At 70.3% G+C, this 19,747-nt stretch carries 20 protein-coding genes and 4 pseudogenes; 9 read left to right on the top strand and 15 right to left on the bottom strand.

Translation table 11 applies throughout. The features are described from left to right. The first annotated feature begins 39 nt into the window (after nucleotides 1-39). Nucleotides 40-1,668: pseudogene (locus NW895_RS30020) on the top strand (RICIN domain-containing protein). A gap of 179 nt (nucleotides 1,669-1,847) precedes the next feature. Here NW895_RS30020 and NW895_RS30025 read toward each other — a convergent pair. Then, nucleotides 1,848-2,885, bottom strand: a complete 1,038-nt coding sequence (locus tag NW895_RS30025) for a PP2C family protein-serine/threonine phosphatase (protein WP_289939485.1) — start codon at nucleotides 2,883-2,885, stop codon at nucleotides 1,848-1,850. An 804-nt stretch (nucleotides 2,886-3,689) separates the two neighbouring features. Beyond that, nucleotides 3,690-4,040 carry a hypothetical protein gene (locus tag NW895_RS41290; protein ID WP_354670126.1) on the bottom strand — a complete coding sequence of 117 codons (351 nt, stop codon included), beginning with the start codon at nucleotides 4,038-4,040 and terminating at the stop codon, nucleotides 3,690-3,692. Here NW895_RS41290 and NW895_RS41295 point away from each other — a divergent pair. Continuing rightward, a complete protein-coding gene (locus tag NW895_RS41295; RefSeq protein WP_354670125.1) occupies nucleotides 3,994-4,299 on the top strand; it encodes a CAP domain-containing protein in 306 nt (101 codons plus the stop codon). The genes NW895_RS41290 and NW895_RS41295 overlap by 47 nt on opposite strands. Before the next feature lie 133 nt (nucleotides 4,300-4,432). On the opposite strand, the gene NW895_RS30035 is transcribed toward NW895_RS41295, so the two are convergent. Together NW895_RS30035 and NW895_RS30040 are read right to left on the bottom strand one after the other, a co-directional pair. Beyond that, nucleotides 4,433-5,398 (bottom strand): D-2-hydroxyacid dehydrogenase family protein, encoded by a 966-nt coding sequence (locus tag NW895_RS30035; protein WP_289939490.1) that lies wholly within the window; start codon nucleotides 5,396-5,398, stop codon nucleotides 4,433-4,435. A gap of 130 nt (nucleotides 5,399-5,528) precedes the next feature. Further along, on the bottom strand, nucleotides 5,529-6,275 hold the full coding sequence (locus NW895_RS30040) for a dienelactone hydrolase family protein (RefSeq protein WP_289939492.1): 747 nt from the start codon (nucleotides 6,273-6,275) through the stop codon (nucleotides 5,529-5,531). 263 nt (nucleotides 6,276-6,538) lie between these two features. Between NW895_RS30040 and NW895_RS30045 the strand changes: the two are divergent. Continuing rightward, a pseudogene (locus tag NW895_RS30045) lies at nucleotides 6,539-6,646 on the top strand (branched-chain amino acid ABC transporter); the annotation flags it as partial. 28 nt (nucleotides 6,647-6,674) lie between these two features. Here NW895_RS30045 and NW895_RS30050 read toward each other — a convergent pair. Beyond that, on the bottom strand, nucleotides 6,675-6,983 hold the full coding sequence (locus NW895_RS30050; RefSeq protein ID WP_289939495.1) for a hypothetical protein: 309 nt from the start codon (nucleotides 6,981-6,983) through the stop codon (nucleotides 6,675-6,677). 154 nt (nucleotides 6,984-7,137) lie between these two features. Here NW895_RS30050 and NW895_RS30055 point away from each other — a divergent pair. After that, nucleotides 7,138-7,236: pseudogene (locus tag NW895_RS30055) on the top strand (nucleic acid-binding protein); the annotation flags it as partial. A 63-nt stretch (nucleotides 7,237-7,299) separates the two neighbouring features. Here NW895_RS30055 and NW895_RS30060 read toward each other — a convergent pair. The 3 genes and pseudogenes from NW895_RS30060 to NW895_RS30070 all read right to left on the bottom strand — a co-directional run bounded on the left by NW895_RS30060 (nucleotide 7,300) and on the right by NW895_RS30070 (nucleotide 8,649). Next, nucleotides 7,300-7,821: a hypothetical protein gene (locus NW895_RS30060; protein WP_289939497.1), complete on the bottom strand. Its 522-nt coding sequence runs from the start codon at nucleotides 7,819-7,821 to the stop codon at nucleotides 7,300-7,302. 172 nt (nucleotides 7,822-7,993) lie between these two features. After that, nucleotides 7,994-8,155, bottom strand: a pseudogene (locus NW895_RS30065) (alpha/beta hydrolase); the annotation flags it as partial. Nucleotides 8,156-8,226: 71 nt separating this feature from the next. Further along, nucleotides 8,227-8,649 carry a DUF6223 family protein gene (locus NW895_RS30070; protein ID WP_289939498.1) on the bottom strand — a complete coding sequence of 141 codons (423 nt, stop codon included), beginning with the start codon at nucleotides 8,647-8,649 and terminating at the stop codon, nucleotides 8,227-8,229. A 241-nt stretch (nucleotides 8,650-8,890) separates the two neighbouring features. Between NW895_RS30070 and NW895_RS30075 the strand changes: the two genes are divergently transcribed. Both NW895_RS30075 and NW895_RS30080 read left to right on the top strand, forming a co-directional pair. Then, nucleotides 8,891-10,018: a histidine kinase gene (locus tag NW895_RS30075; protein ID WP_289939500.1), complete on the top strand. Its 1,128-nt coding sequence runs from the start codon at nucleotides 8,891-8,893 to the stop codon at nucleotides 10,016-10,018. After that, the gene (locus tag NW895_RS30080; protein WP_289939501.1) at nucleotides 10,015-10,677 is read left to right on the top strand and encodes a response regulator transcription factor; all 663 of its coding nucleotides are present in this window, start codon (nucleotides 10,015-10,017) and stop codon (nucleotides 10,675-10,677) included. Before NW895_RS30075 ends, NW895_RS30080 begins: the two co-directional genes overlap by 4 nt. 47 nt (nucleotides 10,678-10,724) lie before the next feature. Here NW895_RS30080 and NW895_RS30085 read toward each other — a convergent pair whose 3' ends face one another. Then, nucleotides 10,725-12,158: an MFS transporter gene (locus NW895_RS30085; protein WP_289939502.1), complete on the bottom strand. Its 1,434-nt coding sequence runs from the start codon at nucleotides 12,156-12,158 to the stop codon at nucleotides 10,725-10,727. Between the two features lie 109 nt (nucleotides 12,159-12,267). On the opposite strand from NW895_RS30085, the gene NW895_RS30090 reads away from it, so the two are divergent. Then, the gene (locus NW895_RS30090) at nucleotides 12,268-12,915 is read left to right on the top strand and encodes a TetR/AcrR family transcriptional regulator (protein WP_289939503.1); all 648 of its coding nucleotides are present in this window, start codon (nucleotides 12,268-12,270) and stop codon (nucleotides 12,913-12,915) included. A gap of 4 nt (nucleotides 12,916-12,919) precedes the next feature. Further along, entirely contained in the window at nucleotides 12,920-13,624 is a 705-nt protein-coding gene (locus NW895_RS30095) for a GNAT family N-acetyltransferase (protein ID WP_289939504.1), read from the top strand. 178 nt (nucleotides 13,625-13,802) lie between these two features. Here the strand turns inward: NW895_RS30095 and NW895_RS30100 are convergent, their stop codons facing one another. Further along, the gene (locus tag NW895_RS30100) at nucleotides 13,803-14,285 is read right to left on the bottom strand and encodes a MarR family transcriptional regulator (protein WP_289939505.1); all 483 of its coding nucleotides are present in this window, start codon (nucleotides 14,283-14,285) and stop codon (nucleotides 13,803-13,805) included. A 125-nt stretch (nucleotides 14,286-14,410) separates the two neighbouring features. Here NW895_RS30100 and NW895_RS30105 point away from each other — a divergent pair, with 125 nt between their 5' ends. Beyond that, nucleotides 14,411-15,772, top strand: coding sequence for an aminotransferase class I/II-fold pyridoxal phosphate-dependent enzyme (locus NW895_RS30105; RefSeq protein WP_289939506.1), 1,362 nt, complete (start codon nucleotides 14,411-14,413; stop codon nucleotides 15,770-15,772). Here NW895_RS30105 and NW895_RS30110 read toward each other — a convergent pair. The 5 genes from NW895_RS30110 to NW895_RS30130 all read right to left on the bottom strand — a co-directional run bounded on the left by NW895_RS30110 (nucleotide 15,767) and on the right by NW895_RS30130 (nucleotide 19,686). Further along, entirely contained in the window at nucleotides 15,767-16,684 is a 918-nt protein-coding gene (locus NW895_RS30110) for an endonuclease/exonuclease/phosphatase family protein (RefSeq protein ID WP_289939561.1), read from the bottom strand. The genes NW895_RS30105 and NW895_RS30110 overlap by 6 nt on opposite strands. Nucleotides 16,685-16,767: 83 nt before the next feature. Beyond that, complete coding sequence (locus NW895_RS30115; RefSeq protein ID WP_289939507.1) at nucleotides 16,768-17,409, bottom strand: hypothetical protein; 642 nt, start codon at nucleotides 17,407-17,409, stop codon at nucleotides 16,768-16,770. 41 nt (nucleotides 17,410-17,450) lie between these two features. Further along, complete coding sequence (locus NW895_RS30120) at nucleotides 17,451-18,323, bottom strand: methyltransferase domain-containing protein (RefSeq protein ID WP_289939508.1); 873 nt, start codon at nucleotides 18,321-18,323, stop codon at nucleotides 17,451-17,453. Further along, nucleotides 18,320-18,973, bottom strand: a complete 654-nt coding sequence (locus NW895_RS30125) for a DUF2064 domain-containing protein (RefSeq protein WP_289939509.1) — start codon at nucleotides 18,971-18,973, stop codon at nucleotides 18,320-18,322. The genes NW895_RS30120 and NW895_RS30125 overlap by 4 nt, the downstream gene beginning before the upstream one ends. Then, nucleotides 18,970-19,686 carry a glycosyltransferase family 2 protein gene (locus NW895_RS30130; protein ID WP_289939562.1) on the bottom strand — a complete coding sequence of 239 codons (717 nt, stop codon included), beginning with the start codon at nucleotides 19,684-19,686 and terminating at the stop codon, nucleotides 18,970-18,972. Before NW895_RS30130 ends, NW895_RS30125 begins: the two co-directional genes overlap by 4 nt. Nucleotides 19,687-19,747 lie beyond the last annotated feature (61 nt).

The following is a 19,747-nucleotide window of genomic DNA, read 5'->3' on the forward strand; positions in this document are numbered from 1 at the left end:
GGAAGCGTCACGGGAGCGGCGGCGCTGCTGGTGATCCCCATGGCCAGTGCGCGTGCGTACAACCCGACGGGCGGGATCCTCTACCAGCTCGGAAGCGAACCGTGCCTGAAGGGCCGGGGCAACTGTGCCATCTACCCGAAGTCGGCGCAGCTGCCGAGCGGACGCCTGGTCGCGTCGTAGGCCCCGGCGTACCTGTCCGATGACCCCCGGTACGCGAAGTACACGAGCAACTGGACCAACCCTTATCTCTACGTGCTTCCGCAGCGCGTCGGCGAACTGAAGGCGGGCACGCTGCTCCTGGCCGGTGTCGTGTCGGGCGACGACCACTACTACAGGGAACACAAGGCGGCCGACCCCACCTGGACGCCGTCCAACGACGGCGACCGCAGTGACATGGCGATCGCCCTGTACTCCAGCACCGACGAGGGCGTGACGTGGAAGGTCGTCAACGTCATCGCGAAGGGCGGCTGGCAGGGCGGCAGCGCGGGCGCGATCGGCCGGAACGTGGCTAGCGCGAACACGTACCGGCAGGTGGACCCGCTGTGGGAGCCGTACCTGATGGTCTACAAGGGCAAGCTCGTCTGTTACTACTCCGACGAGAACGACTACACCGGCTTCGACCCGGCCACCGGCGTACCGGCACTCGACCCTGCGAACGACACGGCCATGGACTCGCACGGCCAGATCCTCGTCCACAGGACCTGGGACGGGAGCGGCGAGAAGTGGAGCGCTCCCGTCGTCGACGTCGCGGGACTGACCCAGGACATGGGCGGCGGCAAGACGGAGATCGGCGGCGGGCGGCCCGGTATGACGAACGTCGTCCGCACGACGGACGGCAGGTGGCTGCTCACCTTCGAGTACTGGGGCGGTGGCGCCAACACCAGGTACAAGGTCGCGGACGACCCGTTGAAGTTCTTCCGCGGTTCCCCTACCGGCATGGCCGTCACCGCGCTGCCGGTCGTCGCCGGCTCCCGTCCGCTCGCGACGGGCGGCAGTCCGGTCATCATCAGGCTCCCCGACGGGCGCCTGGTGTACAACGCCGCCGGGAGCGGCAGTGTCTGGGTCGACGAGACCGGACGCAGCGACGGCGTGTGGAAGGAGTACCAGACGACTTCGCGGGCCGGCTACAGCCGCACCCTGCAGTACGTCGAGGGCACCGGCCGCATCGCGATCCTCAACAACCAGGACACCTCGACGCTCGCGTACGCCGAGGTGGATCTCGGCCACTCGGCCGGGGCCTACCACCAGCTGGTGAACCGGAAGACGGGGCAGATGATCGGCACCGGAAACAAGACCAACGACGCCAACATCGGCAACGGCGACGTCCCTGATGTCACCCTCGAAGACGCCGGATCGGCGGCGAACCCGGACACCCAGTACTGGCATGTCATGCCCAAGCCCGAAGGCGGCGTGACGCTGCTCAACAAGTCGGGAGGCCGTGCGGCGGCCATCTGGACGGGCGACGCGACGGCCGGCCGGCGGATCGGACAGTGGGTCGACGACAGTGCTGCCGGCAGCTGGAACATCGTCAGGACCGACGACGGGTTCTTCAAGCTCCAGTCGGTCAAGAACAGGGACCTGTACCTGACCGGGGCCTCCGACGGAGCACCGCTCACCTTGCAGTACGCGGTCGCGGACGGCTCACAGGACTGGAAGCTCGTCCCGTAGGCCCCGGTCTGCGGACGTTTCTCGTGAGGCCGAGCCGGGGCGCGCTGATGAAGCGACGCCCCGGCTTTGGACAACTCATCTGCCTCCCGCCCCCCGCCGACGTCTGATCGCCGCGGATCATCCGGCGCGCGGTGCCAACGCCATGGGCGGTGTTCCCAGCGCCATGGCCGACCGCTTGCCTAGGACTCCTGGGACAAGGTCTGCCGGCAGCGTACGGCGAGGGCCGCGATGTCGTCGTCGAGTCTTCCACCGCCGTAGCGGAGCAGATCTCCGTGCAGCCGGTCCAGCAGCTCACGGGGCGACGCCGGGCCCTGGCGCCGCATCCAGTCCGGCAGCGGGAAGAACTCGCCGGCGCGGTCCCGGGTCTCCGTCACGCCGTCGGTGTAGAGCAGCATCTGATCGCCCTGGACGAAGGCGACGGTGTCCACGTGGTAGTGGTCGCCGAGCAGTGCCGCGAGATTGAGCGGGGTCGAGGGCAGGGTGGGTTCAAGAACGTGGATCTCCCCGCTCCGTACGAACACCGGTGGCGGGTGTCCGCAGTTGAGGATTCTGATCTGCCCGCTGCCGTACGGGATCTCGGCGAGCAGAGCGGTGGCGAAGTGCTCCGACTGATCATCGGCCGGGACCGCCTCGCTGTAGCGGGCGAGGGTGACCTGCAGGCGCTGGATGAGGCCTCTCAGGTCGGGTTGGTCGTACGCGTTCTCCCTGAAGCAGTTGATCACCGCCGAGGCCGCCCCCACCGCCGACAGGCCCTTGCCGCGCACGTCGCCGATGAGCAGCCGGACTCCGTAGGGTGTGTCGGCCACCTCGTAGAAGTCGCCTCCGATCCGGGCCTGCTCCTGAGCCGCCAGATACAGGGACTCGATGTCGACGTCCTGGATACGGTGCGGCAGCGGACGCAGCAGCACCTTCTGGGCCGCGTCGGCGACGAGCCGGACCTGGAAGAGCGTCTCCTCTCTCTGGAGCCGTAGATGGCTCGCGTATGCGGCCGCCAGGGTGACCGCAATGATCGCGGCGGCCGTGTACGGCGTCCCCAGATCCGAGTAGACGAAGCTCAGGCCGATCATGATCAGCAGGCAGAAGGCGCCCAGCAGGACCGTCGGGAGCACCGGCCACAAGGCGGCGGCCAGGGCCGGTGCCGCGGGCAGGAGGCGGCTGAAGGCGATCTCTCTCGGAGTCGAGAACGCCAGCCCGCCGATGAGGAGAGTGACAATCACCGGCGACAGCTGTACGGCTTCCCTCTGGCCACCGTACGGACGGTGGCGGCGCCGGAGCCGTCGTGACCTGAACACAAAATGGATCATACCGGCGCGAAGTGGACATGAGCCCGCGACGGCGCGGCGAACATGACGTCCGGCCGCAGTGGCGCTGTCACCCATCACGAAGGCGCCCGCCGACGCGTCCGCGAAATACATCCGCACCCCCGCAGACGACACCCCCGTGACATCCGTCACAGCGATTGCCATAACTAAGCACGCCGCATAGTAGATGCCACTCTTGCGACATATGGGACTTGTCCGGCTTGGTAGAGCGAAATAGCGACCCAGGACGGGCGGCATTCCACCAGCACGGCAATTTCGCGCGCATCCGGGAAAAGAAAAGGCTTCTGACAAGTCGACAGGTTCCGCGAAAGGCGTCAGACGCCGGACCAGCACCGCACCCATACCCATGGCAAGGGCTGCCGTGACCTACGAAGCGGGGTAGTACGAACGTACATTGCGTTCCCCTGTGAAGCCGTCCTAAGAATGACCACCCGCAGGGCGTCTTTGCAGTTCATGACCGGAGTCTGCGCAGAGCCACAACACAGGGGCGCTCGGCGATCACCGAGTGAGGTCACGCATGGGGAAGCACCGTAAAAACAGACATTACCGCCGAATAGTCGTCGCTGTTACCGCCATAGCGGCCGTGGGCGTACCGTCCGCCGCCATGGCCTGCGGCGACTGGCAGGAGAGCGGAGGAGATCGGTTCCACAGCGCCGCAAGGCACTCGGACAAGGATTGGGGGAAGGACGCCGAGTGGCGTCACCACTGGAAGAAAAAGAACTGGGATCGCGACAGGAAGGGCGGCAAGGACAGCAAGCCCACTCCGACGGCATCGAAGACTCCCACCGCTTCCGCGAAGACTCCGAAGGCTGCGCCGAAGGCCACTGCGCCGAAGCCCAAGAGCACCGCGTCCCGTAGCACGTCGAAGCCATCCCCCTCGGCTTCCGCGACGCCCAGGCCGACGAGCACCCCGAAAGCCACCGCCCCTGCGACCGGGGCCACCGCCCGCGTCGTGGAACTCGTCAACGCCGAGCGCAAAAAGGTCGGTTGCTCGCCCGTAACGGTGAACGCGACGCTGACCAAGGTCGCGCAGGCACACAGTGAGGACATGGCGGCACACCAGAACATGTCGCACACCGGGTCCGACGGGTCCTCCCCGAGCGACCGGATCACACGTGCCGGCTACAACTGGAGCACCGTCGGCGAGAACGTCGCCTACGGTTACGCCACGCCCGAGCAGGTCATGGCGGGCTGGATGTCCAGCCCCGGCCACAAGGCCAACATCCTCAACTGCGCGTTCAAGGAGATCGGCGTCGGTCACGCTCAGCCCGATGACTACTGGACCCAGGACTTCGGGACCGCCCGGTAGGAGGCAGCAGGGTAGCGGGCCCTCGGCGTACGCCCGAAATGCGGTGGCGTACGGCTGTCGCCGAGGGCCCGGCGCCGCGCACAGGCGGTGTGCGGGAAGCGTGCCGGGAGTCGCACCGTTGTGGCAGCCCCGCTCAGCCGCCCGTCAGCAGTCGCACCGGGGAACCGGCGAGGTAGGCGGTGATGTCCTCCACCGCTTCCGTATAGAAAGTGCGGTAGTTCTGCTCGGTGACGTAGCCGAGGTGCGGGGTGGCCAGCACGTTCGGCAGGGAGCGCAGGGGGTCGTCGGCGGGGAGCGGCTCGGTTTCGAACACGTCGAGCCCCGCCCCGGCGATCCAGCCCTCCCGCAGGGCGCGCAGAAGTGCGCCCTGGTCGACGATGGCGGCGCGGGAGGTGTTGACCAGGTAGGCGTGCGGGCGCATGGCGCGCAGTTCCGGCTCGCCCAGCAGGCCGCGGGTGCGGTCGGACAGAACGAGGTGGATGGACACGAAGTCGCTGCTCCGCAGCAAGTCCTCCTTGCTGCGGGCCAGTCGGGCTCCGGCTTCGGCGGCTCGCTCGGCGGTGAGGTTCTCGCTCCAGGCCTGGACGTCCATGCCGAAGGCGGTGGCGACGCGGGCGACCCGGGAGCCGATCTTGCCGAGCCCGAGCAGGCCCAGGGTCCGGCCGTGCAGATCCTGGCCGACGGTGGACTGCCAGGGGCCGCCGTCGCGCAGGGCCCGGTTCTCGGCGGTGACGTGCCGGGCGAGGCCGAGAAGGAGCGCCCAGGTCAGTTCGACGGGCGGAGTGGAACTGCTCGCCGTACCACAGACGGTCACGCCCTGGGCCGACGCCGCGGCGAGGTCGATGGAGGCGTTGCGCATGCCGGTGGTCACCAGCAGGCGCAGCCGGGGCAGGCGGCGCAGGAGATCGGCGTCGAAGGGGGTGCGCTCCCGCATGGCCACGATGATCTCGCACTGGGCGAGTTCGGCCACGAGCTTGTCGCGGTCGGTGATGTTGTGGCGGAGCGTGCGTATCTCGACCTTGCCGGCGAGGGGGCTCCAGTCCGCCAGGGTCGGCGCGACGCCCTGGTAGTCGTCCAGCACAGCGCAGTGGAGGGTCATGCGGACATTCTGCCGCGAACGCGGGGACGCACCGGCCGCCGGCAGCACGGTGCGAGCCGTGCTGCCCGACCCGCAGTCCCCGGCCGCACGCAGCGGCGAGTCCTGGCCGAACGGGAGGGGGCACGTCTCCTCAGCCGGTGCCCAGAGCGCGGTCGAGGAGGGGAAGCAGGCGGTCCCAGTGGCGTTGCAGTGCGGCGGGATTGAAGGCGTCGGTGTCGGACATGGTGAAGCCGTGGACGGTGCCGGGGTAGATCTCGGAGGTGTGGTCGACGCCCGCTGCGTCCAGAGCCCGGTTGAGTTCACCGAGGGCCTCGGGCGTCATGTCGGTTTCGGCGTGGCCGAGGTGGACCTGGGCGGTGAGCTCGGAGAGAAGGCGGTGCAGGCTGTCGGGCCCGTCGGCGGCCACGGGGCCGTGGAATCCGGCGACGGCGGCCACCTGGCCGGGGTGGGCCGCGGCGGTGTGCATCGCCAGGAGACCGCCTATGCAGTAGCCGGTCACCGCGACCGGTCCGGCACTGACCTCGGGCTGGGTGGTGAGGAACCTGAGGTAGGCGTCGGCGTCACGCAGGACACGTTCGGTGGTGTGCGCCTCGATCAAGGGCATCAGCTGGGCGAAGACCGCGGGCCGGACCTCTTCTCCGATGTGCTCGGGAAGTTCGATCACCGGTGCCGGGCCGTGCCGGTAGAAGAAGTTGGGGACGAGCACGTAGTACCCGTGCCCGGCCAGTTCGCGGGCCATCTCCCGCAGCACGGGCCGGATGCCGAAGCCGTCCGCGTACATCAGCACCCCCGGGTGCCGCTCGCCGCGGTCGGGGAGGGCGGCGAAGGCGTCGGCCTGGCCGTCCGGGGTGGGAATCTGCAGCGTCTTGATGGGCATGAGTCCTCCTGTCGTGGTTGATGTGCCGAGCCTGTGATCAACACGACGGAGGCGGAGCCCGCGCGGCAGCGCGAGGGCCTCGATGGAACAGCGGGCCCGCACCGGCCCGTACGGCGCTCAGGAGAGCACCGGGTCACCAATCCGTGCGTGGCGCGACGCCGTCCCGGTAGTCATGGCCGTTCAGCCTAGCCCACACGGCAGAAGACGATCACTGCGCACGTGTCTGTCAGCCGAGAGCGCGGCTGCTGGGCCGGAGAGTTTGTCTGGCCGTCACCGTCGGCATGCACCTGTGGCGCCGCAACGCCCTGTTGAGCATCCTCACCGGAACCGCCGTCCATGTGGTGCTGGCCGGCACCGTCTTCGCGCACTGACGAGACTCTCCTGGGCGGCAGGACGGTCTCAACCGGTGCGTGCGATCTCATCGAGCCGCGCGTCCGCCTCGGCCAGGTCGGGGTGGTCCAGGAGTGCGGCCAGGACGGTCTGCCGCATCTCGCAGACGTACGCGGCGGTGACTTCCGCCCGCGTCACGCCCAGCATCTCGGCAACGCTTGCCGTCGCCTTCGTGTCGAGACCGTTGGACAAGGCCACGGCGGCGATCACCAGGATCGACGCGCGGGTCTCGTCATGGTCGGTGTCGTAGCCCGCCACACGGGCCTCGTTCAGCAGCCAGCAGGCGAATGTGGTCTTCGCGATCTCGTCCGGGGCCATGGGCGTCTCCCTCTCTCTGGCCGGGCCACAGCCCGGCACGGACGTCGTCGGCAGGCACGCGATCCCCGCGTGCCCGATTGCCGGCGGTCTCGCCGTGCGCCGGCGGTCCGGCACGTCGGGGCCCCGGCGGCGGGAGTCGTACCAATACCCCGTCGTGACGTACGACTTTCCCGGCGCTCTCCTCAACGCACAGCGCGACCTCACACAGATACGCGCCGACCTCACCACCCTGCTCAAGCGGCTGCCGTACTCGTGGAGACGATCGACACCAAGGCGAGCGTGAAGAGGGGAGGAGCCGGCTTCACCGGAGCCACAGCTACTCGGCGTGATGGATGACGAGTTTGAACTCGGCGAGCGTCAAGAGTTTCGCGTTGGCGTCGTTGTGCGTGACGCGCAGCGCGACGGGGGTGTCCGGGGCGACGAAAATGCCGTGGCTCTTGGCGTAGAACTGGGCACCCGGGGTCGGGGCGCGGTGCTCGGTCGCGGTCGTGTCGTTGGGGTTCGAGGTGAGGCCGAGGGGGTCACGCACGTACTGGTCGCGCAGCTCGGTATATCCGCCGGTGGCGCCGGCCGCCTCCCACTGGATCATGGCGTACAGGTGCCCCCAGCCGGCTCTGGAGGGCCAGATCAGCCCGCTGCGGTCATCCGTCGCCCAGTCGTTCACCACGTATCCGTCGGGCTGCACGGACTGGTGCATCCCAAACCGGTCGGTCGGCTCCTCCGCCCCGAACGGAAACCTGACGATCTTGTAGGTGGTGCCGGGCTGGATCAGCTGTGGGGTGTCGACCTTGAGGGAACACACCTGCACACCGGGGGTCGTTGTCTCATTCGTAGGCATCTCGGTACTGCCCTTCCTCGGCCGAGTCGATGGCGAGACCGCTGTAGCCCCGACCTCCGGCACGCGCTCTCGTCGCGCATCCCTGCCCGGGACCAGCCCCGGGTAGTCGTTCCGGGTGCCCTGTGCGTCCGCCGGGCGCTGCTCGACGTCCTGGAGCTGTCGGCCTCGAACCTGGCAGTTCCTTGTGCCTGCCCGCGTCGGCGTGCAGGGTCTTCTCCTTCGAACCGAAGGCGTCGAGCAGCGCCGGACCGGACTCGCGCGGGATGTGCTCGTCGTCCCACTGGAGCATGAACTCGATCGGGATGGTGATCTGCTTCGCCGTCCCGGCCAGGGCATGTCGCGGTGCCCATGTTCAGACCGAAGTAGCTTCCTGGTCGAGCCCCGGCCGCCCGCAGGCCGTTGCCGTCAACCGGTGCGGCGGGAACGAGCCAGCGCCAGCCCGCCCAGGGCCGTGCCGATCAGCCCCACCAGCATGGCCACGTAGGCCCCGCCCAGCCCGTTCCCGGTGCCGAGACCACCATCGGCGGTGGCCGCGACCAGCCCGCCGAGGGCGATGCTGATCAGCCCCGCCACCATGGCCGTCCTGGCCCCGAGTGGTCCGTGGGCGACGCCGAGACGACCGGAGGGGCGCGCCAGCGCCAGCCAGGCGATGACCACGCCGGCCAGCCCCAGCAGCGCGCCCGTGGTGGCGCCCAGCCGCCCGAGGCTGAAGTCGTAGACACTGGCGGCGACCGGCTGGGCGGAGGCGTGCGCGGCCGCCGGTGCGGCAAGGCCGATACCTCCGAGCAGGGCGGCCACGGCGGCGGCGAACAGGCGACGAACAGACATCGAGGTGTTCCCTCTCTTCCAGCGACTGGGGGTCGCTCTTCCTGCGACCGGGTGTCGCCCGAGCATGTCCGCAGGCCCCGCCCCCGGTCGTCCGGCGGGCGCAGACACTTCGCGCTGCCGCCGCTGCCGCATCCGGCTACCACGAGCGTCGCAGGAGGCGCCGAGGTACTGCGGGTGCGGCAGTCGGCCGCTCATCCACAAGAGCGACTCGCCCGTGGCGGCGACCGGTTAGGGTGCGCGCATGAGTGCAGGTGAGCCCGGTGTCCGGGCCCGTGTCGGAGACTGGGTCATCGCTGCCGGCGTGGCGGGGGTGTTGCTGGTCACGGGGCTGCCCGGGCAGCCCTCCGCCACGAGCCAGGACCTTCTCGGGTACGCGCTGCTGACGACCGGCGGGCTGGCGCTGGCCGCGCGCCGCCGGGCGCCGGTCGCCGTCCTGGCCGTCACCGGACTGTGCGCGGTGGGGTACCAGGCAGTCGGATTCGACGTGCCTGCCGTCGCGTATTTGTTCGCCGTGTACGCGGCCGTGCGGGCGGGACACCGCGTCGCCGCGGTGGCGGCGAGCTTGACCGTGCTGGCCGTCCTCCCCCTCGCGGCTCTCGCCTCTGGCCTCCACGACACGGGCGAGGCGTTCGCGCGGGCCCGAGGCGCCCTCGAAATCGCCTGGCTGATCGCGGCCGGGGCCGCAGGAGAGGCGCTGCGGCAGGCCGAGCGGAGGGCGGACGAGGCCGAGCGCACCCGGGAGGAGACCGCGCGGCGCCGGGCCGACGACGAGCGGCTACGCATCGCACGGGAGCTGCACGATTCGCTGACCCACCAGATCTCGGTCATCAAGGTGCAGGCCGAAGTCGCCGTCCATATCGCCCGCAGGCGAGGCGAAGAGGTGCCGGAGGCCCTGCTCGCGATCCAGGAGGCCGGTCGTGAGGCGGCCCGGGAGCTGCGCGTGACGCTGGAGGCGCTGCGCGACGACGACCCGACCCCGCCGCGTGGGCTGGACGACGTCCCCGAGCTGGTGGAACGAGCGAGCAGGACCGGCCTGGAGGCGACACTGACGATAGAGGGGCAGCGGCACGGCGTACCGGCCGCGGTGGGCAGGACCGTCTACCGGATCGTTCAGGAGTCGCTGACCAACATCGCCCGTCACGCGGACGCCGGCACCGCCTCGGTCTGGATCGACTGCCGCCCGGACGCCCTCGCGATACGCGTCGACGACGACGGCAAGGCCACGCCGGTCAGCGCGCCGACGCCCGGCGTCGGGCTGCAGGGCATGCGCGAGCGTGTCACGGCCCTCGGTGGCCGTCTGCGGGCGGAGCCACGCGGCGAGGGCGGCTTCACCGTGCAGGCCGAACTGCCTCTGGACCGCACGTCATGATCCGTGTCCTGCTGGTCGACGACCAGCCGCTCATCCGCAGCGGGTTCCGTGCCCTTCTCGATCTTGAGGACGACATCGAGGTGGTGGCGGAGGCCGCCGACGGCGAGGCGGGCCTGGAGCTCGCCAGGGAGCACCTGCCCGACGTCGCGCTCATCGACGTCCAGATGCCGGTCGTCGACGGCATCGAGACGACCCGGCGCATCGCCGCCGACCCGGCTCTGGCCGGGGTGCACGTCGTCATCCTGACCAACTACGGCCTCGACGAATACGTGTTCAACGCGCTGCGCGCCGGCGCTGCCGGATTCCTGGTCAAGGACATCCTCCCGGAAGACTTCCTGCACGCCGTACGCGTCGCGGCGCGCGGCGACGCCCTGCTCGCCCCCTCGATCACCCGCAAGCTGATCAACCGGTACATCACCCAGCCGCTCCCCGCCCACACCGGTACGGGGCTGGAGGAGCTGACCAGCCGCGAACGTGAGTCCGTCGTGCTGGCCGCGCAGGGCCTGTCCAACGACGAGATCGCGGACCGTCTGGTGATCAGCCCTCTCACCGCGAAAACCCACATCAACCGGGCCATGGCCAAGCTCCATGCCCGTGACCGGGCCCAACTCGTGGTCCTCGCCTACGAGTCCGGCCTGGTGGCCCCGCGCAACTCCTGACATGGGCGGACCGAGCAGGGCCGTTCCGCGGGGCGGCGGGCGTCGCATCAGTGCACGTGCGGTGCGCCGGTCAACTGCGGCTTGCCGCGCGGTACGAGCACCAGGGCCACGGCCGCGCTGACGCCGGCGGCCACCGCACACACCGTGAACGCGTCGGTGAAGCCGCCCACCGCTCCGCGCTCGATTCCGGAGGCCGCGACGGTGGAGACGACCGCCACGCCGATCGAACCGCCCACCTCGTGGAAGGTGTTGACGACGCCGGAAGCCAGCCCGGCCTCCCGGTGTTCGACCATGGCGAGCGCGGTGGTGGTGGCGGTGACGAAGACCGCGCCGATGCCGAGGGAGGCGACCGCGAAACCCGGCAGCAGGACGGCGTACACGCTGCCGGTGTCCGACAGCCGGGTCAGCGGCACGGTTCCGGCGGCCGCGATCACCATGCCGGCGACGGCGGTGGCGCGGCTGCCGATCCGGCCGACGAGGCGGGAGCCCAGGTGTGCGCCGATGCCGGTGGCGACGGCCACGGGCAGGAAGAACAGACCGGTCCGCAGCGGGCTGAAGCCGCGCAGGTGCTGGAGGTGGACCGAGCCGAGGAAGAAGAAGGCGATCAGCAGGGCGGTGGCCATCAGCATCAGGAACGCCCCGGCCAGGACCGGCCGGCGGGTGAACATGCGCAGGTCCATCAGCGGGGCCCGGCCGGCCCGTTCGGCGACGGTGAACAGGACGTACGCCAGGATCGCTCCGGCCAGCGGCAGCAGGGTGGCGGGATCCGCCCACCCTGAGTCACCGGCCTCCACCAGTGCGTAGATCAGCCCGCCGGTGCCGGCGGTGACCAGCAGCGCGCCGGGCACGTCGAGCCGGGCCGGCTGCGGGGCGCGGGCCGCGACGAACGCGGGGAGGGCGGCGAGGACGAGGAGGCCGACGGGCACATTGACGAAGAAGACCCACCGCCAGCCCGGCCCGTCGGTGAGCACGCCGCCGAGCAGGACACCGGCGGCGGCGCCGGACCCGCCGATCGCCGCCCAGACACCGAGGGCCTTGTTGCGCTCGTCGCCGTGGAAGGTGGTGGTGACGATCGACAGCGCGGAGGGGGACAGCAGGGCGGCACCGATGCCCTGGGCGACACGGCCGCCGAGCAGGACCGGGGCACTGCCGGCCAGGCCGGTGATCAACGACGCGGCGGTGAAGAGGGCGAGCCCGGCGAGCAGGGTGCGGCGTGCGCCGAGGGCGTCGGCGAGGCGGCCGCCGAGCAGCATCAGGCCGCCGAAGCAGAGCGTGTAGACGGTGACGACCCAGGTCAGCGTCTCGCGGCCGAGGGTGAGGTCGGCGGCCATGTCGGGCAGGGCCACGTTCACCACGGTGACGTCGAGGATCAGCATGAACTGCGCCAGACAGATCAGCGCCAGGGCAGTCCAGCGGCGCGGGTCGGGAGTCGGGTGGGTGTGTTCCGGAACATGCGGCGTACCGGTTGCGGAGTGGGTCATGACGGGGTCCTTGCGGCGAGAGAGAAGGGGCGGGACACCTTTCTTGAACTGTACCGTCCAGTTCACATGAACTCAACCGTTCAGTTCATATGGCTGGTAGGCTCTGCCTGTGAGCGTGAAAGGTGTGAAGCAGCCCCCGAGCGGCCTCCGTGCGGAGCTCAAGCGGCAGGCCATCGTTCGGGCGGCCCGCGAGCTGTTCCTGCGGGAGGGTTTCGGCATCGGGATGGACGCCATCGCCGCCGCAGCCGGCGTGTCCAAGGTGACCGTCTACAACCACTTCGGCAGCAAGGAGGCCCTCTTCACCGCCGTCATCACGGGCGCCCTCGACGAACCCCTCGCCGGGGACGCGTCCGCAGCTCTCGAGAAACTGGCAGAGGCCGGCGACCTACGGGCAGCCCTGCTGGAAGCGGCCCGCACCTGGGTCCACTCGGTGCGCACCAACGACGACGTCGCCGCCCTGCGCAACCTCGTGGCCGCCGAGGCACACCGTTTCCCCGAGTTGGGCCGTGCCTGGCAGAACCACGGACCCGAGGGACACCACCCCGCCGTGGCGAACGCGCTGCGCGCCCTCGCCGACCAGGGCCGACTGGTCATCCCCGACCTGGAGACGGCCATCATCCAGCTCTACGCGCTGCTGGTCTTCCCCCATATGGTGTTCGGCTCCTACGGCACCCACATCGACGACGACCTCACCGACCGCCTCATCACCAGTGGCGTGGACATGTTCCTGAGCCACTACGGCCCGACGAGCGACTAACCCGATGACGGGCACGGATGCCGTGATACTCGACGACCCGGTGGGCGAGTCGCTGCGCGGCCACCACGCAGATCTGGCTCGCCGACTCGGCCGGGCCGCCACCTACCTGCCGGGAGTCGCGACCTTCTCGGCCGTACCCACCGATCCGGACTCGGCGGACTGGGCCGACCTCGCCCGGCTTCTCGGACGGGGCGAGTTCGCCGACATGTTCAGCTGCCAGGCGACTCCGCCCTCGGACTGGGAGCCGGTTTTCGTCCTCGAAGGACGGCAGATGATCTGGCCCGACGGCAGCCGACCCGGTCAGGCCCGTGCCGCCATCGACACCGGCGTGGTCGAACTCGGTGCGGCCGATGTGCCCGAGATGCTCGACCTCACCGCGCGGACCCAACCGGGGCCGTTCTGGCCGCGCACCCACGAACTCGGCACCTACCTCGGCGTCCGCGACAACGGCAGGCTGGTGGCCATGGCGGGCGAGCGGCTCCGGCCTCCGGGATGGACCGAGATCAGCGCCGTCTGCACAGCACCCGAGGCACGTGGGCGAGGCCACGCCCGCCGCCTGGTGAGCGCGCTCGCCACGCGCGTCCTGGCTCGCGGCGAACGTCCCTTCCTGCATGTGGCCGAGACGAACACCACTGCGATCGCACTCTACGAACGGCTCGGCTTCGAGAGCCGTAAGCACGTGACCTTCCGCGGGTTCCGCACGCCGTGACAGATCCGGCACTCGGACGGCGGCGGGACGGTGAGTAAGTGCGTGGCCGGCCGTGGTCCGCGGGCGTCCAGTCGACGCGCCGGGGGCCGCGTGGCGAGCGCTGCACGGCCGGTGCCCGGTGGGACCGACGAGCCCGCCGTACAGGTCGGCGCGGCGGACTCGGCTGACGGTGACTCGGTCAGGCGTCGCTCAGGGCCTTCTGGATCTCGAGGAGTGAGCTGGTCAGGCGTTCGTAGTCGTCAGGTGCCACCGGTGCGACGAAGTAGCGCTCGACGACCTGCGCGTGGACGGCGGCGGCCCGAAGGAACACCGTACGGCCGCGGTCGGTCGACTCCACCAGGACACTTCTGCGGTCCCCCGGAGCCGGCACGCGTCGTACCAGTTCGGCTCCCTCCATGCGGTCGATCAGCCGGGTGATGCCGCTGCTGGTGAGGGTGAGGTCGTCGGCGAGCCGACGCTGCGAGACCTCCTCGCCCTGCTGCCGGCAGAGCCTGATGAGGACCTCGAACATCGTGTGGCTGATCTCGCACTCCTGCCGCAGGGCCGTGTCGATCCGCTGTTCCAGGCGGGTCGCGGCCTTGATCAGGAGCCCGAAGTCGTGAACGAGCGGGCTGCTGGCCGCACGGGCGGCCGCGTCGTTGTCTCGGTTCGCGGTGTGCACCAGCACTACTTTACTGCTTCTTCACCTACTGCCGCCTCAATTACTGAGCAATCAATTGCTGAGCAGTCAACGAAATCCTATGGTGGAGGAGCGCACACCAGCGCGAGTCGGAGAGAGGGAGATCAATGGATCTGCAGCACTGGCTCGGCCAGGCCAACGACGCGATACAGGAGTGGGCCGACACCTTCGGGCCGTACGAGCAGCACCCGTCACTCCTCGTGGAGGACGACCGCTTCGCCGCCGTGTTCGAGGAGTTCACCGGACGCCTGAAGGACAACTATCCCTTCTTCCATCCGCACTACGCGGGGCAGATGCTCAAGCCCCCGCACCCGGCGGCCGTGGTCGGCTACCTCACGACCATGCTGATCAACCCCAACAACCACGCCCTGGACGGCGGCCCCGCCACGGCCCGCATGGAACGCGAGGCCGTCGCGCAGCTGGCCGTGATGTTCGGCTATGACACCCACCTCGGCCACCTCACCACCAGCGGCACGATCGCCAACCTCGAAGCCCTCTTCGTGGCCCGCGAGCTCCACCCCGGCCAGGGCGTCGCCTACAGCGCCGACGCCCACTACACCCACGGCCGCATGTGCCACGTCCTGGGCATGAAGGGTTACCCGATCCCGACCGACGACCGCGGCCGTATCAGCCTCGACGCGCTCGAGGACATGCTCCGGACGGGAGAGGTCGGCACGGTCGTCCTCACCGCCGGAACCACCGGCCTGGGGGCCGTCGACCCCATCCACACCGCCCTTCCCCTCCGGGACCGCTACGGCGTCCGGCTCCATGTCGACGCCGCATACGGCGGCTTCTTCACCCTGCTGGCGGGCGCCGACGGCCCCGAAGGACTCCCCCAGGAGGCCTGGCGGGCCATCGCCGAGTGCGACTCGATCGTCGTCGACCCGCACAAACACGGACTCCAGCCGTACGGCTGCGGCGCCGTCCTCTTCCGCGACCCCGAGGTGGGGCGCTTCTACCTCCACGACTCGCCCTACACCTACTTCACCTCCACTGAGCTCCACCTCGGCGAGATCAGCCTGGAATGCTCCCGCGCCGGCGCCTCGGCCGCCGCACTGTGGCTCACCTTCCAGCTTCTCCCGCCCACCGCCCACGGTCTCGGCCGTGTCCTGGGGGCCGGGCGCCGGGCCGCTCTGCGGTGGTCCGAGCTGATCACGGCATCCGACGTTCTGGAGCTGTACCAGGAGCCCGCACTGGACATCGTCAGCTACTTCCCCGTCGTGCAGCCGACCACCCTCACCGGCATCGACGCGGCATCGGCACGCGTCCTGGCGGACGGCATGGCAGCTCCGGATCCGGTTTTCCTGAGCACCCTCAAGGCCGACCGCGAGGCGTTCACCGCACGCCACCCGAAGGTGACCGCGGACGCCCACGGCGCACGCATCCTCCGCAGCGTCCTGATGAAGCCGGAATCCGAGCACCACGTGCAGCACATCCACGACCGAGTCGAACACCTCGCGCGGTCATGACCGGTGGGACCGTCGTTGCCGCTGCCGCACGCCACCTCCCGTACAGACGGCTCGTACGCGGTGGACAGCGCCGTACGACGCGACGAGACCCACGAGGCTGGTCAGGGCCTCTTGACCCGGGTCCAGGTCGGCGTGCAGTAGGTGGTGGTCCGAGTACGGGGTCGGACGCACACGGTGCTTGAGCGGGACGGTGCCCCGCAGGAAGATGTAGTCGAACTTGCTCTGCCAGTCGGTGGTCGGCTTGCAGGTGCCGGTGGGCGAGGGACGGCACTGGGGGTCCGTATCCGCGGCCAGTGCCCATATCCCGGTGAGTTCGGGGGCGTCCGGCACAGCGTTGAAGTCGCCGAGAAGGACCGCGCGGTCGTGCCGGGCGACGTCTGCGGCGAGTACGCGGACCTGGTCCGCTCGGACTGCCTCTTGACGTCGCTGGGCGAGATGTGTGTTGAAGACCCGGACGGGCCGGCCGCCCACGGCGGTGGTGACTGCCATGTACCCACGGTCCTCGGACCCGCCGTCGGGGTACTCCACGTTGACGGGGTCCGTCATCGGTGCCGCCGAGAGGACCGCCTGGCCGAAGGCTCCCGGGTTCCACGGCACTCCACCGCAGCGGCCCCAACTCCTGAGAACCGTCCCGTACTCGACGTGGTAGACCAGCCCGTGAAGGCGCTCCAGATAGTCCCGGATCATCTCGACATCACGCACACATGCCTCTTGCAGGCCGATGACCTGGGGAGCGTACGTGGCGATCTCCGCAGCCCGGTCAACGTTGCTTTGTTCGCAGGGATTGCAGATGTTCCACGTCATGACCCGGTTCGGTACGACATCCCTGACGGCTCCGACGGGCAGTGACCCGGCGAAGAGGGCACCGCTCGGTGCACTGGGGCCGACGAGCACCATGCACACCGCGACCATGGCACCCGCGAGCAGCCGCGTTCCCCTACTGAGCACCGATGCCTCCCCGAAGTGTCCGTGGCGTTCCACCGGCAAGGCCCGTATCACTGCCTCGCCAGTTTCTCCAGCCAGGGATGTCCGGGATGCACGCGCGTCAGCCATCCGCTGAGAACGTTACGCCGCGCCCGGCTCAACAGCGGCAGGACACCGTCGAAGTCCGCCTGATCCTTGGGCCGCGTCGCCTTCGCCTTGAACAACAGCACCAGCTCCGGCACCAGATAGGGGATGCCGTCCGCGGTCCGCTCGATGATGGCGTCGTACGGCAGACGCAGGCTCTCGTCCCGCCGGCAGACCCACATCCCGCCCTCATGCGGCTCGCGGAAGACATCGAACAGGAACTGACCACTCGCCGGATCCCGCAGCCACGTCTGGTGGGTGGCTGCGAGCGCCTCAGCTCCTGCCGTCGCCCAGACCCGTCCCGAGCCCACCGCGTCAAAAACGTACTCGGGGAACCGGTCCCGAACCTCCCCGAACCCTGCCGCGGGCACCGCGATCTCCAGATCCCCGTGGGGCCGCGACTGCCCTGCGCGGAACAGATCAAGAGCCCACCCTGCCACGACGCACCAGGGCGTGCCGACCCCGCCCAATCGCTCCGCGACCTGTTCCGGTCGCCAGGCGTCCGCCCACCGAGCGACCAGTTCGTCCGCATCGAGGACGGCGCCGCCGGCCGGCAGAGAATCGGTCATCGGACCAACTTACTGCCGCGACCCGAACGGGGTGCGGCTCTTCAGGTCGGGCCTGGGCTGCCCGGCCTTCCGTGGGGCATGGGTCCTACGGCGTCGAATCCCGCGTTCGGGCGACGGAGTTCCAGAAAGGGGCGGTCGCCGGTAGTCCACCGGCCGGTGAGGATCCATCCGGTGGCGTCGGCGGCGCGCAGCAGGGCGGTGGTGCCGACACGGGCCCAGGGAAAGGGGCGTCCGTGGCGGCCGTGGGCGTCCTCGACGCGGACGGTGAGGCGTTCGTCCACGTCCTGCGGGGCTGCTTCGGCCAGCAGGCATCCGCCCGGGCGCAGCAGGTCACGCAGGCGGGCGAGCAGCGCCAACGGGTCGCCCCCGATGCCGACGTTGCCGTCCATCAGCAGGACCGTGCTCCAGCGGCCCTCTCTGGGCAGCCGGTCGAAGACGGACCGCCGCAGGGCGGCTCCGCCTTGGCGGCGGGTCCGGGCGATGGCTGCCGGGCTGACGTCCACTCCGAGCACCGGCATGCCCCGGGCGGCCAGGGCGGCCACCAGACGTCCCGGGCCGCAACCGACGTCCAGGACGGGTCCGGTGCAGCGGTGCAGTACGCCGGTGTCGGCGGCGTCGGGCGCGGCGCAGAAACGCTCCACGTCCAGCGGCAGCAGTTCGGCCGCCCCGGCGGTGAGCGGTGCCATGCGGCGCAGGTACAGCGGGCCGCGGCCGGTGCGCAGGGCACGGCCGTAGGGGTCGTCCGTCCAGGGCTCCCCCGACTCGACGGGGGTGAGTGGAGCGGGGCGGTGTGCGGGTGCTTGGAGCGGGGACGGCAGCGTGACGTGCAGGAGGTCGTCTTCCGGCCCGGTGTGCTCACCCGGCTCGGTTCGCGCGGCGGAGACTGTGCGCGTCCCGTGCGCCGTGCCGCTCATCGGACGGTCTCCGCGAGGGAGGCCAGGGTGGCGGCGAAGCGGGAACCGGGCGGGCAGCAGGCGACCACCGCGGCCGCGTCTGCCGCGGTGTCCACGTCGCGCAGCAGCGGCAGGTCACCGATCGTCAGCCCCGCCTCCGCGAGCCTGCGCCGTTGCACGGTTCCGGTGTGGTCGGTGGACATCGGGACGCCCCGCACGTACGCCCCGGCGCGGGTCGGGTCGGCGAAGCCCAGGGCCCAGAATCCGCCGTCGGCGGCGGGGCCGAACCAGGCATCGTGCCCGTCGCCGACATCGGCCAGCAGCTCGGGGGTGAGGTGCGGAGTGTCCATACCGACCAGCAGCGCCGGACCGTTGTCGCAGAGTGCGAAGGCGGCGGCGATCCGCTCGTCGAGGCCGCCGGACGCCTGGGGCACGACCTCGAAGCCGGGCGGCAGCCAGGGACCGGGGGTCCCGTCGAGGACGAGCACCCGGCGGCGGGCGGGAACCCGGAGCATCGTGTGGAGCGTGTCGGTCAGAGCCGCCTCGGCCAGGGCGGCCGCCTCCTGCGGAGTGAAGGGCGGGGTGAGGCGGGTCTTGACCCGCCCGGGCACCGGCTCCTTCGCGATGACGAGCAAGGTGGCCGAAGCCTGGCCCCCGGGGTCCGAGTTCATCGGGCACCTCCCGCAAGGCCCGCGTCGGCGACGGCCGTGGTAGCCGGCCGCTCCGCGAGGACCGCCCGCATGTCGCGCACGGCCTGCCAGGTGCCGCGCCAGGTGCCGGTGACCTTGGAGCGGCCCGTTCGCGGGTGGTAGGGCACGTCGGTCTCCGTCACCCGCCAGCCGGCGTCGGCGGCACGCACCACCATCTGCAGCGGATAACCGGAGCGCCGGTCCGTCAGGTCCAGGGCCAGCAGCGCTTGCCGGCGGGCGGCGCGCATCGGTCCGAGGTCGCGCAGGCGCACGCCGGTTCGATGGCGGATGAGACGGGCCAGCTCCAGGTTGGCCAGCCGGGCGTGTACCGGCCAGGCATTGCGGGCGGTGGGCCGACGGCGGCCCAGGACCAGGTCCGCGGTTCCGGCGAGGACGGGGCCGACGACGGCGGGCAGCAAACCCGGGTCGAGGGAGGCGTCGCAGTCGCAGAAGCAGACCACGTCGGCCGTGGCCGCGGTGAGGCCCGCGTGACAGGCGGCGCCGAAGCCGCGCAGCGGCTCGCGGACCACGTGCGCACCCAGATCGCGGGCGATGTCCGGGGAACCGTCGGTGGAACCGTTGTCGACGACGATCGCCCGCCAGCCGGGCGGGATCCGCTCCAGCACCCACGGCAGGGCCTCGGCCTCATCGAGGCAGGGCAGCACGACGTCCACGGAAGAGGGGGATGTCTCGATCACCTCACTCACCCTACGAGCGCAAAACAGACATAAGGGATTCGGTGTCCTTACGGATCGC

This window comes from Streptomyces sp. S.PNR 29, assembly GCF_030386795.1.
Lineage (GTDB): Bacteria > Actinomycetota > Actinomycetes > Streptomycetales > Streptomycetaceae > Streptomyces.

Coding starts and splice junctions, on each gene's coding strand:
- NW895_RS41290 (WP_354670126.1), bottom strand. CDS start 4,040: ATGTCCTCACTGTGTGCCTGCGCGACCTTGGTCAGCGTCGCGTTCACC.
- NW895_RS30085 (WP_289939502.1), bottom strand. CDS start 12,158: ATGACCCACTCCGCAACCGGTACGCCGCATGTTCCGGAACACACCCAC.
- NW895_RS30035 (WP_289939490.1), bottom strand. CDS start 5,398: ATGACCCTCCACTGCGCTGTGCTGGACGACTACCAGGGCGTCGCGCCG.
- NW895_RS30125 (WP_289939509.1), bottom strand. CDS start 18,973: ATGAACTCGGACCCCGGGGGCCAGGCTTCGGCCACCTTGCTCGTCATC.
- NW895_RS30060 (WP_289939497.1), bottom strand. CDS start 7,821: ATGCCTACGAATGAGACAACGACCCCCGGTGTGCAGGTGTGTTCCCTC.
- NW895_RS30075 (WP_289939500.1), top strand. CDS start 8,891: ATGAGTGCAGGTGAGCCCGGTGTCCGGGCCCGTGTCGGAGACTGGGTC.
- NW895_RS30080 (WP_289939501.1), top strand. CDS start 10,015: ATGATCCGTGTCCTGCTGGTCGACGACCAGCCGCTCATCCGCAGCGGG.
- NW895_RS30040 (WP_289939492.1), bottom strand. CDS start 6,275: ATGCCCATCAAGACGCTGCAGATTCCCACCCCGGACGGCCAGGCCGAC.
- NW895_RS30120 (WP_289939508.1), bottom strand. CDS start 18,323: ATGAGCGGCACGGCGCACGGGACGCGCACAGTCTCCGCCGCGCGAACC.
- NW895_RS30105 (WP_289939506.1), top strand. CDS start 14,411: ATGGATCTGCAGCACTGGCTCGGCCAGGCCAACGACGCGATACAGGAG.
- NW895_RS30115 (WP_289939507.1), bottom strand. CDS start 17,409: ATGACCGATTCTCTGCCGGCCGGCGGCGCCGTCCTCGATGCGGACGAA.
- NW895_RS30095 (WP_289939504.1), top strand. CDS start 12,920: ATGACGGGCACGGATGCCGTGATACTCGACGACCCGGTGGGCGAGTCG.
- NW895_RS30050 (WP_289939495.1), bottom strand. CDS start 6,983: ATGGCCCCGGACGAGATCGCGAAGACCACATTCGCCTGCTGGCTGCTG.
- NW895_RS30070 (WP_289939498.1), bottom strand. CDS start 8,649: ATGTCTGTTCGTCGCCTGTTCGCCGCCGCCGTGGCCGCCCTGCTCGGA.
- NW895_RS30110 (WP_289939561.1), bottom strand. CDS start 16,684: ATGGTCGCGGTGTGCATGGTGCTCGTCGGCCCCAGTGCACCGAGCGGT.